At 68.8% G+C, this 12,462-nt stretch carries 7 protein-coding genes; 2 read left to right on the top strand and 5 right to left on the bottom strand.

Annotated features, from left to right (window positions below; all coding sequences use genetic code 11):
• Positions 1-228: 228 nt before the first annotated feature.
• On the bottom strand, positions 229-2,739 hold the full coding sequence (locus IEY68_RS07685; RefSeq protein WP_062996640.1) for an ATP-binding protein: 2,511 nt from the start codon (positions 2,737-2,739) through the stop codon (positions 229-231).
• A gap of 160 nt (positions 2,740-2,899) precedes the next feature.
• On the opposite strand from IEY68_RS07685, the gene IEY68_RS07680 reads away from it, so the two are divergent.
• A complete protein-coding gene (locus IEY68_RS07680; RefSeq protein WP_229718654.1) occupies positions 2,900-4,171 on the top strand; it encodes a cytochrome P450 family protein in 1,272 nt (423 codons plus the stop codon).
• 47 nt (positions 4,172-4,218) lie between these two features.
• On the opposite strand, the gene IEY68_RS07675 is transcribed toward IEY68_RS07680, so the two are convergent.
• The gene (locus IEY68_RS07675) at positions 4,219-5,442 is read right to left on the bottom strand and encodes a styrene monooxygenase/indole monooxygenase family protein (RefSeq protein ID WP_062996642.1); all 1,224 of its coding nucleotides are present in this window, start codon (positions 5,440-5,442) and stop codon (positions 4,219-4,221) included.
• Between the two features lie 118 nt (positions 5,443-5,560).
• Between IEY68_RS07675 and IEY68_RS07670 the strand changes: the two genes are divergently transcribed.
• Positions 5,561-8,113: an ATP-binding protein gene (locus tag IEY68_RS07670; RefSeq protein WP_189094110.1), complete on the top strand. Its 2,553-nt coding sequence runs from the start codon at positions 5,561-5,563 to the stop codon at positions 8,111-8,113.
• 85 nt (positions 8,114-8,198) lie between these two features.
• Here IEY68_RS07670 and IEY68_RS07665 read toward each other — a convergent pair whose 3' ends face one another.
• The 3 genes from IEY68_RS07665 to poxB all read right to left on the bottom strand — a co-directional run bounded on the left by IEY68_RS07665 (position 8,199) and on the right by poxB (position 12,070).
• Positions 8,199-8,792, bottom strand: coding sequence for a GNAT family N-acetyltransferase (locus tag IEY68_RS07665; RefSeq protein ID WP_062996646.1), 594 nt, complete (start codon positions 8,790-8,792; stop codon positions 8,199-8,201).
• Positions 8,782-9,393: a TetR/AcrR family transcriptional regulator gene (locus IEY68_RS07660; protein WP_229718653.1), complete on the bottom strand. Its 612-nt coding sequence runs from the start codon at positions 9,391-9,393 to the stop codon at positions 8,782-8,784. The genes IEY68_RS07665 and IEY68_RS07660 overlap by 11 nt, the downstream gene beginning before the upstream one ends.
• Positions 9,394-10,333: 940 nt before the next feature.
• Positions 10,334-12,070 (bottom strand): ubiquinone-dependent pyruvate dehydrogenase, encoded by a 1,737-nt coding sequence (poxB, locus tag IEY68_RS07655; RefSeq protein ID WP_062996651.1) that lies wholly within the window; start codon positions 12,068-12,070, stop codon positions 10,334-10,336.
• Positions 12,071-12,462 lie beyond the last annotated feature (392 nt).

The raw sequence follows: 12,462 nt of genomic DNA, 5'->3' as shown, positions 1-12,462 counted from the left end.
GTTCACTACGCCGAGAAGTTCGCCTCCGAGATCCCACACATCACGCTCGTCCGCATCCCCGGGGCGGACCATATCCCCACGGAGAGCGCCCCCGGCCGGATTGCCCACGCCCTGACCGATTTCTGCACGGGATAGAGCTCTCTCACACCGCAGACCGAGGACTCGGTTCACTCGGCACCGGGCGCGTATCGCCGTCACCGGCTCGCTCGGCCGCCGATGCGACGGAGGTCAGCCGCGCCCGTCGGATGTTCCGGTCCGCACCGTCTCGTCGGCTGTCGCGGGCACGAATCCGATGATCTCACGGCGGGAACCGATCATCAGCTTCTGCAGGATCGACGATATCTGAGCCGCAACGGTTTTGGCCGAGCTGCCGCGCCGAGCGGCGATGGCGGTATTGGGGAGCCCGGCCGCGGCGAGGATCGCGACATCGCGTTCCGCGACAGTCAGCTCGTCCCATTCCGTGCGCACAGCGGCGACCGGAGCCTCGGGGCGTGACCGGACGCCGAGGGCAAGGCGCTGGACCTCGCCCAGCTCCACGCTCAGTAGCGCTCCTTCGTGTTCGGCCGCGTCGTAGGCGTTGTCGCCCAGGACATCACGTACCGTTTCGATCGCGAGATAGGTCTGGTCGGCGAACGGTCCCAGTCCATCGAGATCGACGCCCACACCCGCGCGCAGCGTACGAGCCCCGCCCACCAGCCGGGCCGTCTCCATGGCCCGGCCCACCGCATCCTCGCTCGTGCTGCCCGGCCGCGGCGCCCGGACCTCCGCGGCCAACGCCCATGCGGCGATATGTACCGCCCACAGCGCGCCCCACTGATCCTGGTGGTCGAGTTGGCGTCTGAGCGCGCTGCGAGCGGTCGACAGTGCCACCCGGGGGTCGCCGAACCGGACGAGAGCGATGGCCGAGGCCAGTTCCGCCCAGGAGATGGCCCAGTTCGCCCCGGAAGCTCGTGCCGCGTTCAGATGCCGGAAGGTGAGTTGCTCCGCGGCGGGGCCCGGGCCGAAGAAACCCGCGGCGAGCGCCTGGAACATCTCCGCGGTCGCGCTGCCACCGATATCGCCCGCCTCGCGGAAATTACTACGGGCCGCGCCGAACACAGCCACGGCGCCGGGATCCCGGTCGACGAGCATGAGCCGGGCGCCCTCGGCGAGCGCCAGCGGTGCGGGCAGATCCGCCGCCGGCACCGGCTCGCCCGTGGTATCGGCGCCGCACGCGCGCCGAGCTCCGGCCAGGATGCGCTCGGCGTCGCCGTGGCTCCCCTGGCACAGTGCCAGCCACCCGATCATCGCCAGGGCGCCGATCCGGGCCTGCGTCGGCTGTGGGCGCGAGCGCTGATCGGTGAGTACGGCCAGTTCTGCCCACCGGCGCATCTCGCGCAATGTGCCCATGAAGAACGGAGCGCGTATCGCGATCAGCCCGGTCGCGATCTCGAGGCCCACGCCCGCTTCGCCCGGCGCCGTCGCGCAACCCTCGATCGCGACGAGCAGGTTGTCCCACGCGGCGCGCGCCCAGTCCAGCAACCGCTGTTCCGCCGGGCTGTACCAGATCAGGCGGGCGCGCGCGATCTCGTCGCGGTAGTAACGCCGATGGGCGGCGGCCAGTCTGGCGGGCTCGGTGGCCGCACGGTCGGCCAGCTTTCGCGCAGCGAACAACCGGATGGTCTCCAGCATCGAATACCCGGTCGCCGTGGGTGTTCGGTGGGCGGTGACCAGCGAGCGGTCCACCAGCTGTGCCAGTAGCGGCGCCACGCGCTCCGGGTCCATTCGCGACCCGGGGTGCCGCTCCGGATCCGCGCACACCGCCACGATCGCCTCCAGTTCGGCGCCGACGGCCCGGACCGAACCGGTCTCCCCGCTGTCGTATCCCGCGGCGAACACCGAAAGACGTTCGAACAGTAGGCGTTCGTCCGGGTCGCACAGCTCATATGACCAGCCGATGACATCGATGACACCGCGATGGCGGTGATCGGACCCCACCCGCGGCCCGTGCGACCAGCGCATACGCCGATCATCGGCCGCGCCGCTCAGCTCGCGCAGCACGACGCGCAGCGGCTGATACCGGAGCCGGGCCGCCGCGAGCCCGATATAGAGCGGGTTGTCGTGAACTCGCCGGCAGATCGTACTCACGATGGCGGCCGTGGCGTCGTCACCGTCGATCTCGTGCCCGGCCAGCGACGCACGACCGCGGAACAGGGTCACCGCGTGCGCCCCGGTCAGCGGGGGAACTCCGATCACCTGCTCCCCGGCCGTATGCAGCGGTTGCCGGGTGGTCGTCACGACGGTCAGCCCCGCTGTCGTGCTCAGCAGTTCACCGGCCAGCGATCGGACGGTTTCCAGCACATGCTCACAGTTGTCCAGGACGAGCACGACCGGCAACCGCCGTCCGACCGCGTCCACCCGCGTCAGTGCCGCGATGATCGCAGCACGCTCGGAGCGTCCGGAGAAATCGGCCGTGAGCACAGCCCGCGCGATCTCCTGCTCGACCGATACGGTGCTCGCCCGCGCGGCCACGCGCGCGAGACGGACCCAGTGCACGGGCGTTCCCGTCGCACGGTGGTAGCGGCGGACGGCTTCCGCGGCGAGCCGGGTCTTTCCGATACCACCCGTTCCGGTCAAGGTCACCAACCGCGTACGGGCGAGCAGCAGTTCGGTGATCCGGTCCAACTCCCGTTCGCGGCCCACGAAACGGCTCGCGGGGACGGCGACCTCACCGATATCCGCCCCGCCCCTGTACCCCATGCCGACCGAGCCTACTCGTTTCGCGACCGGGGTCGATCGGCCGCCGCGTGGCCGGAGATCCCGCGTCCCTACCGATGTCGTCGGTATACCTACTGGGCGATCCTTGGACCGCCCGCGGCCGTCCGGCAGCCCCGCGGGGCCACGGACGCACCCTGCACCGATGATCACCGTCCTGCCGCTGGAGCCATCCATCTTGCCCACACCCTCGGCCGTCACCGGCCAGCACGCCTCGCCCGCCGACCTCACCCAGCGCCGCGTACCGCTGTACTCCGCCGAGTTCGCGGACGATCCGCATGCCGCCTACCGCCGGATGCGGGACGGATACGGTTCGCTCGTTCCGGTGGAACTGGCACCCGGAGTACCCGCCACGCTGGTGGTCGGATACCGTGCCGCGTTGCGCATTCTCAACGATCCCGAGCGTTTTCCCGCCGACCCGCGCGCCTGGCAGCGGGATATCCCCGCCGATTGCCCGGTGCTACCGGTGCTGGAGTGGCGGCCGAGCGCGATCCGCAGCGCGGGCACGGAGCACGCCCGCTACCGCGGGGTCAACACCGCCGGGATCGATGGTGTCGATCTGCACGCGCTGCACGCCGTCGTCGGGCGGATCGCTGTCCCGTTGATCAACGCGTTCTGTGACACCGGGGTTGCCGATCTGGTCATCCAGTACGCGTTCCCGCTGGCTTTCGAGGCGATCAACGCGATGCTGGGCTGCCCACCCGAAATCGGCCGGAAGGTCGCCGAAGCGACGCTGACGATTTTCGACGGTGTGGACGCCGAGCGCGGTAACCGGATGCTCAGCGCGGCGGTGCTCGAACTGGTCGAGCTGAAACGGGCCGAACCGGGCGACGACATCACCTCTCGCGTACTCGCCCATCCCGCGGAACTCGACGAATCGGAGCTCATCCATCAGATCGTCGTCCTCTACGGTGCCGGGATCGAACCGCTGCAGAACCTCATCATCAACACCTTGCTGCTGATCCTCACCGACGAGCGGTTCGCGGGCAATCTTCTCGGCGGTGCGCTGGCCACCCGGGACGCGCTGGACGAGGTGCTGTTCGAGGATCCGCCGATGGCGAATTTCAGCGTCACCTACCCGCGGCAGCCGATCCTGATCGACGACGTCTGGCTGCCCGCGCACCAACCCGTGGTGATCAGCCTGGCCGGCTGCAACAACGATCCCGCGATCAGTACCGGCGACCATACCGGCAACCGGTCCCACCTGGCCTGGGGCGCGGGCCCGCATGCCTGTCCGGCCCGGTCCGCCGCGTACCTGATCGCCCAGGGCGCCATCGACCAACTACTGGACGCACTGCCCGATCTGCGGCTGGCCGTGCCCGCGGACGAACTCACCCGGCGCCCCGGGCCCTTTCATCGCGCCCTGGCCGGTCTACCCGTGGAATTTCCTCCGTGCCCGCCGCAGGCCCTGCCCTGAGACCGGGTCGCCGTCAGGCGGGCCGGGCGTTGTCGGCGAGGGCGTGATCACCCCAGCGGTGCGGCGTCCACATTCCGGGCGGTGATGAAGCGAACCATATCGGCCGGCCGGGCGAAGGTCTCGGCGAAGGCGTCCGCCAGCGCGGGGTCGTATTGCGCGGCCAGCATCAACTGCTGCATTTCGGCCGGGGGGTCGAGGACGGCCGCGGTCCACCGCGCAGCGTGATGCGCAGTCCCGGTGAGCCAGGGCGTCGCCGCGGACTCCATCCAGGATCGGTGAAAAGGCCCGTCCGGAGATGCCAGGATCGCGGCGGCGTACACCGCTGCGCAGTGGGCGGCGTTGTTCGCGCCCTGGGCGCCGCCGGGATCCATCCGGCACACCGCGTCACCGCCCCCGAGCACCGGTCGTCCGGAGGGGAGCGTCCCCACCGGCCGGCGCACGGCCGGCTGCACCGCGCCCACCGCCGTCGCTCCGGCGTCGGTCAGTTCGGCCGCGCGATAGCGCTCCGCGAGATCGCCGGGCAGGTAGGACTCGAGCAGCCGAACGGCCCGCCGTAACCGCTCGGACGGCGAATCGTGTGCATCGAAAACGTCGAGCGGGCCGCCGGGCAGCGCTTCGATCAGCAGCATCTCGCACCGCCGCTCATGGCCCGGGGCGCCGGTGAGACCGGGATAGGAGATGACTTCTCCCATCCCGGGAAGCGATACATAGGTCCCGAGATCGTCCGGGTCCGGTGTTACGCCCTCCAGGTAGAGCACCGCCAGCCGCCGGGCCGGTCGGCCGGGCGCGGGCCAGCCGGGATCGGCGGCGAAGCACGCGGCCAGCTCACCGGACGCGCGGGTGATCACGGTCAGGTCGTATCCGGTCGCCCGGCGGTCGACTTCGGCCGTCTGCGGATCGGCGATCTCCAGATCCCCGCCGTCGTCCACGTAGTCGGTGAGCCAGCGCGCGAACACGGTGCGCTGATCGACGCTCTGCGCCGGCCGGCTGAACCGGCCGGTCCAGCCCAGTACCCGCTGACCGTCGAACACCGTGGCCAGCCGAATACCGCGTATCTCGGGTGCGAGGCCTCCCCAATGGTCCAGTCCGGCAGCCGCTTCCAGGTCCAGCGTCCGCGGGAACTTCACCTGGGTGCTGGTCACCGAGCCGTTCGACACGGCGTCGGCGTCGCGGGCGGCGACCAGAGTGACCTGACGACCCGCGCGTAACAGACGATGCGCCAACGGGAGCCCGCATTCGCCTGCTCCCAGAATCTGGATGTTTCTCACCACGCGTCCTCTCCCTTGCCGAACCCGGCCGGTTCGATGAGGTGATCCTCGGCGAATAGGTGGGATCGGCACATCGGTACCAGCTGCGCGACAGCGTGCGCGGCGACTACTGTTGATCGTCATGTCGGTGCGATCCGCGCCGGGCGCGACCGCCGCCCCGGGGGCTGTGAACGAATTCGTCGGACGGACCGACGAGATGCGGCGGATCGCGTCGTTGCTCGCGGATTCGGTCCGGCTTCTCACCGTGATCGGCCCGGGCGGGATCGGAAAGACACGACTGGTCGCGGAGGCCCTTTCGCGGCTCGAAGGGCAGCCGCGGCAGGTGTATTGGGTCCGGCTCGACCGGCTGGCCAGGGACGCCGATGCCGCGGCGATCGAGGACGAACTCGCCCGGGCGGTGATCGGTGCCGATTTCTCCGGGCGTTCGGCCCGCGAAGCGATGGTCGATACGCTGCGTGCGATGGCGGGGCCCGGGCGAGCGCTACCCGTCGTGCTGGTGCTGGACAGTTGTGAACACGTGCTCGACAGTGCGGCCGCGGTGACTGCCGAACTGCTCGAAGCCTTCGGCGAACTGACCGTCGTCGTGACCAGCCGTACGCAATTGGGGTGGGTCGACGAGTATCTGGTGCCCGTTCCGCCGCTGTCGCGGCAGCAGGCGGTGACATTGTTCCGCGGCCGGGCCGCAGTCGCCGGTCATCCGGCCGACGACCCGGCACAGCTGCCGATCGTCGAGGAGATCTGCCGGCACCTGCACGACCACCCGCTGTGTATCCGGCTGGCCGCCGCACGCCTGTCCCGCCGGACGCTGCCCATGATCCTGGACGAACTCAGCGGTGGACCCGGCGACAGCCGACTCGACTGGACCTCCGCCACCGGTCCGGCAGCGGATCCGCGGCACAGCGGAATCGGTGCGGTGATCGCCTGGTCGGTGGACCTGTGCGAAGCGCGCGAACGTCTGCTGTTCGAACGGATGTCGGTGTTCGCCGCCGGCCACGAGCAGACCCGGTCGAACGACGACGAGGCGCCGGGCGGCGGCGCCGGAGCCGAACTGGCGGCGATCGTGGCGGTCTGCGCCGACGATACGAACGCCGGTCTGGCCCCGGGCGATATCGAAGAACTGCTCGAGCGGCTCGTCGACCGGTCACTGGTCACGTTGCATCTCGGCGCGGAATCGGCGCGGTACTCACTGCCGGAGAGCTTCCGACTGTTCGGCGCGCGGCGATTGCGGGCGCGCGCCGATGAGCGGATATCGCTGATCGCTCGGCACCGGCGGTACTACCGCGACCGTGTACTGCGCGCGGGTTCGCAGTGGTTCGGTGCCGGTGAACCCGAAATCCTCGAATGGGCCCGGATATCGTGGGACAACCTCGAACTCGCCGTGCACGGAGCACTCGAGGACGACGATGCCGCGACGGCCGGGCTGGAGATCGCGGTCGGACTGATCGCGGTGCGGGTGCCGTTCTTCCGCGGGTCGTTACGCGAATCCCGTCGTTGGACCGAACATGCCCTGGCCGCGGACCGGGCACCGGCGTCGCTGCGGGTCACCGCGCTGGCGATGCTCGCCTGGATCTGCCTGTGCCAGGGCGATCACGATGAGGCGGGGAATCTACTCGACCGATGTGTCGCCCTCTGTGGCGCCGATCCGGAGGAACGTGCCGAACGGAGCGGCGACCGCGAACTGCCCGCCCCGGTCGACTTCGCCCGCGGTTGTGAACTAATGCTCGTGCACCGTGACCCGCGTGCGGTCGCGGTGTTCGCCCGCGCCCGCGCCCGGGCCACCGCGGCCGGTGATCTCTGCGGTGCGGCGCAGTGCGAACTGTTCGAAGCGCTCGCCGCCGCCTTTCTCGCCGAACCCGAACCGGCTCTGCGTATCACCGGGCGGCACCTGGAAAACGCCGTCGCGGCGAACGCCCGGTGGGCGCGATCATGGGCGGAACTGGCTCGCGCCATCGCCCTGATACGGTGCGGCGATCCGGAACGGGCACTCCCACTCGGCCGCAACGCCCTCGCCGCTCAACTGGCGATGCGGGATGCGTGGGGCACGGTCTGGGCGGTGCACATTCGTGCCTGGGCGCTGGGCGCGACGCTGAGCACCATCGACGGATCGGCCCGCGGGGCGGACGAACTCCGGGTGGAGCGCGCCACCGAGATCGCCCGGTTGATCGGCGGCGCCGCCACCCTGCGTGCTCGGCTCGGGGTACGGCTGGACAGCCTGGGACCGTTCGCGGCGGAAACCGAGACGGCGGCCGAGACGGCTCGCGCGGTTCTCCGGCCCGCCGCCTTCGCCACGGCGGAGCGGGAAGGCGCGGCGCTGCGGCCCGAGTTCCGTGAGGTCGAGCGGATGGCCCTCGGCATACTGTCCATGACCAGGTTGCCCGCCGGCCACCCCGTATGGCGGCAGCGCCCGTCCCGGTGGCACGAGCTCTCGGCCGCCGAACAAGATGTGGCCGTCCTGGCCGCCGCGGGCTGGACCAACACCGCCATCGCCACCCGCCGAGGAAGCTCGATCAGGACGGTGGACGTGCAGATGGCGGCCGTTCTGCACAAACTGATGATCGGCACGCGCGCGGATATCGCCGCCCTCGTTCCGGCCGGTTACCGAGACGCGGTCGCGGCGGCCGCTGCCCGCAGACCGCGGCGGTCGCGGCGGCGGGCCCCTCGCCCGGGCGCCTGACGGGGCGAGGGGCCGAGTGCGTGTAGAACGCATCGAAACGCTCTACTCCGCCTGAGTGACCTCCTCACCTTCACGCCGAGGTGGGTCAGTTCTGGACGAGCTTCATCGAGATGTAGTGATTGATGCCGGTTCGTTTGGTGTGGCGTACGTTCCGTCGTTTGTACTCGACGAAGCCGAGCCGTTCGTAGAGTGCGAGCGCCGTGGAGTTGGTGTCGGCGATGTCCTCCAGGAGGTACTCGCTGTATCGGGGGAGCGCGAGTAGGTGAGTCAGCAATGCGGTGGCGACCCCGCGGCCTTGGTGACGCGATGAGGTCCCCACGAATTCGAGAGACGCTGTCGCGTCGCCGGCTTCGCGGATGGTCCGCAGGAATTCGCGCCGGAACACGAAGTGGGCGATCGTTCCGTTCACCGGCCCCAGGTGTTTGCGCAATTGCCCACCATTGGGTGCGACGCATTGCTGCCGGCCGTCGGTGCAGGCTGTGATCCCCGCCGGCCGGCCGTCGACGAGGGCCACATAGAACAGGTCGAGCACCAACATGTGTTCGAAGGTGTCGGTGAGTTGGGCGGTGCTTTTGGCGAAGTAGGAGAAGTCGGGACCGAAGGCATCGGCGAAGACCTCGGTGATCGGTCTGCGGTAATCCTCTCCCAGTTCGCGGCCTGTAACGATCTCAATTGTCATGGTTGTCCTCGATCAGGAATGCGGTCAGAACGTCCGGGCCGGGAACAACGAGTTGGCCGCGCAGCGCCAACTTCATCGTCGCCAGGCCGCTCACAGCGGCGAAGAAGCAGGTCGCCAGCTCCGCCGGGTCGCCACGACGGAATTCGCCGAGCTGTTGGCCCCGGCTGATCAATCCTTGCGCAGCGTTCATCGCGGCCGACTGCGCATCGACCAGTGACCGGATTTCGGGCGGACCGTCTTGCCGGCCGAAGGACTGGTTCATGATCAGGAAGAACTCGGGGAACTCCCCGTCTCCCGCGATATCGGCGAGAACTTCCGTGGTGAACCGGCGCAGGATCACCCTTGGGGGCTCGTTGTCCCGGAACAGGCGGGCGAGGTGGAGTAGGCCCTCCGTGGCCTGGCCGACCAAGGTTGCGAAGAGCTCTTCTTTGGTCTCGTAGTGACGGTAGATCGAGCCGGGACTGATACCCGCCTCGCGGGCGACATCACGCATGGTCGTGCCCCCGAATCCGCGACGAGCGAAGAGCCGGACCGCCGCCGCGCGGACCTTCTCATCGGTCGCGGCTCGCATCGCCGCGTAGTGAGCTTCGCTTCTGGCCATCCCAGCTCGTCCTGTCCTGCTTCCTTAGAATGAACATTCGTTCATTCTAAGTGGAGTTGCGGTCGCGGCAAAACGCTCGTTGCCGGATGCCCCTGACCACCCGGGCTGCGGACATTTGCCATGACGTCCGGAACCACATCTCATTACCAAGGATTCGAGACTCCAGTACCTACGGCGACAGGCGCCCTGCCGGAGCAGGTCTGCCGCGGATGTCTGTATCGAAATTGTGAGGCGTAGCGATTTGCTGATGAGTACCAGAGCAGGGCCCACTCCTCAGTGGGAAGACCGGGTGGACTCTCCCGCGAGAGTTCTTCCACAGTGGATGGAGCGGATGAGGCACCCACACAGTCCCGAGCCGGGAAGCTTGCTCTTCGAGGACGAGAAGATGTGCCCCGAGGTCCTGCCGTAAGCACGGGCCGTCGAGGCCATCTCGTCAGCATTTGCCCGGCCCAAGGCTCGGCCGGCGGCGCAGCGATGTCCGGATCGCCGGGGTCGGCGCGCACATCGAGGAAAGGAAGGTCATGGTCGACAAGTTCAGGCGGCAGCGATCCTCACGCGACGATCAGCAGGATGTTGTCAGCTGGCCCGACCCGAGTCGGCTCGACCCTTGGTGGCGCCGCGTCATGTCCGGGTCCTTCGCCCGTCTCAGGTCGGCTCGCGGGAAGGGGCGGCGATAACCCGAGGGCGGAGCACGCCGGCCCCACCTTCGTCGCTTCCGGGGCGCGTCTGCGCGATCTCGATCGCCAACGCCGTGCACCATGCGACGGGGGTGCGTGTACGTACCCTCCCGATCACCGCCGACGCCGTGCTGAACTGAGCGGTCATCGCGCCGCCGGCCGCGTTCCGGGCAGCCGGGAGATCTCGGCACGCGCCGCGACCGTGGTGGCAGGGTAGCGAGGACCGACCGCCAGTGGTGATGCGCGGATCTTCCGCGACAGGGCTAGTCCAAAATACGTCGGGCGACATTGGTGGTGACCAGGTCGAGCAGTTCGTCGGCCCGGCCCGCGAGGATGGTGCGAATGGCGTAGAGGGTGAAGCCTTTGGCCTGCTCTGCCGAGACGGCCGGCGGAATCGTCAGTTCCTGCCGTGCCACGACGACGTCGACGAGTGCGGGCCCCTCGTGTGCGAAGGCCTCCTCGATGGCCGGTTCCAGGTCCCCGGGCTGTTCTACACGGCGCCCCCAGATCCCCATCGCCCGGGCGACGGCACCGAAGTCGGGGTTCTTCAGGTCGGTACCGAAGTTCACCACCCCGGCCGCTTTCATCTCCAGCTCCACGAAGTTCAGCGACGAATTGTCGAACACGATCACCTTGACCGGTAGATCGTTCTGCAGCAGCGTGATCAGTTCGCCGAACAGCATCGTCAGTCCGCCGTCCCCGGCGAAGGCGATCACCTGGCGTCCCCGGTAGGCCGTCTGCGCACCGATCGCATGCGGCAAGGCGCAGGCCATGGTGCCGTGCGTGAACGAGCCGGTCAGGCGTCGCCGGCCGTTCATGGTCAGGTAACGCGCCGCCCAGATCGTCGGCGACCCCACGTCGAAGGTGAACACCGCGTCGTCGGTGGCCAGTCGGTTCACCACGCCCGCGACGTATTCGGGCCGGATAGGTGTGCGGTCCCGGTCGTTGACCGCCAGCGAGTCCAGCGATTCACGGGTGCGCCGGTAATGCTTCAGCGATTTGTCCAGATGCGTCCGGTCGGCTTTCCGCGACAGCAGCGGCAGCAGCGCGTCGATCGTGTCCTTCACGCTGCCGACCATGCCGACGTCGACCGGGGTGCGCCGACCGAGGTGGCTGCCGCGGATATCGACCTGGACGACCGCGGCGTCCTCGGGATAGAACTGCGTATACGGGAAGTCGGTGCCCAGCATCAGCAGTACATCGGCTTCTTTTATCGCCTTGTATCCCGAGGCGTACCCGAGCAATCCCGTCATCCCCACGTCGTACGGGTTGTCGTACTCCAGGTGTTCCTTGCCGCGAAACGCGTGCACGACCGGAGATTGCAGAGTATCGGCCAGAGCCATGACCTCGGCGTGGGCGCCGCCGGTGCCGGCCCCGCCGAGAATCGTCACCCGCGACCCGGCATTCAGGATATCCGCCGCACGGCGCAGCGTGGAATCGTCCGGCCGCAGCACCGACCGGGAGGGCAGCACCGGCCGGCCGCTCCATCGCTCGCCGGACAGACGGCTCTGGAATACCTCACCGGGGATCACCACGACGGCGACACCGTTTTCCTCGATCGCCGCCCGCATCGCCATCTCCACCACCCGCGGGGCCGATTGCGGACTACTGATGAGTTCGCAGTACACACTGCACTCGCGGAACAACTCCTCGGGGTGAGTCTCCTGAAAGTATCCGGATCCGATCTCGCCGATCGGGATGTGTGCGGCGACGGCCAGTACGGGGACCCTGGTCCGCTGTGCGTCGTAGAGTCCGTTGACGAGATGAAGGTTGCCCGGCCCGCAGCTGCCGGCACATACGGCGAGCCGGCCCGTCAGCGCGGCATCCGCGGCCGCCGCGAACGCGGCGGCCTCTTCGTGCCGCACATGCTCCCACGTGATGGCGCCCGATCGCCGTATCGCGTCGGTGAAACCGTTCAGACTGTCACCGGGCAGCCCGTAGACACGACTGACACCGCTGACCTGCAACGCAGAGATCATGTGCTGAGCAACAGTCGCCATGGCGCGACCCTACGCGCGTCGCGTGTGATCTCCGGTGAGGCGAGGTGCCGGCCGCCGAACCGTCGCGGGCCGTTCCGGGTGCCGGGGCCCGCCGTGCGACAGGTGACGGGCTTATCGAGACAAGCGACGCCCTGACGACACTCGCCGGGCGTCCAGCAGTGCGGCGCGGAGATTCCCGTGGTGGTAAGGCCGCTCCTCGGTCTCGTCCGGCATGGATCGGCACTTACCGCAGGCCGTCGGAAACGCTCGAGGCGGAAGTGGTCGTCGATCCATGGCGCCCTGTTTCCGCACGTCGGATCCCGTAGCGGGTGATGATTGCGCGGCGGTGCCGGATCGGCGCCTTGTTCGATGATGATGCGGCGCCACGCTTCCAGGTTGCGCGGTCGTTCTCG

Source organism: Nocardia jinanensis (assembly GCF_014645735.1).
In the GTDB taxonomy this organism is placed as follows: Bacteria; Actinomycetota; Actinomycetes; order Mycobacteriales; family Mycobacteriaceae; genus Nocardia; species Nocardia jinanensis.
Note: the sequence above shows the minus strand (reverse complement) of the source record. Positions and strands in the feature narration are given on the sequence as shown.

Coding starts and splice junctions, on each gene's coding strand:
- IEY68_RS07685 (WP_062996640.1), bottom strand. CDS start 2,739: ATGGGGTACAGGGGCGGGGCGGATATCGGTGAGGTCGCCGTCCCCGCG.
- IEY68_RS07680 (WP_229718654.1), top strand. CDS start 2,900: ATGATCACCGTCCTGCCGCTGGAGCCATCCATCTTGCCCACACCCTCG.
- IEY68_RS07670 (WP_189094110.1), top strand. CDS start 5,561: ATGTCGGTGCGATCCGCGCCGGGCGCGACCGCCGCCCCGGGGGCTGTG.
- IEY68_RS07665 (WP_062996646.1), bottom strand. CDS start 8,792: ATGACAATTGAGATCGTTACAGGCCGCGAACTGGGAGAGGATTACCGC.
- IEY68_RS07660 (WP_229718653.1), bottom strand. CDS start 9,393: ATGGCCAGAAGCGAAGCTCACTACGCGGCGATGCGAGCCGCGACCGAT.
- poxB (WP_062996651.1), bottom strand. CDS start 12,070: ATGGCGACTGTTGCTCAGCACATGATCTCTGCGTTGCAGGTCAGCGGT.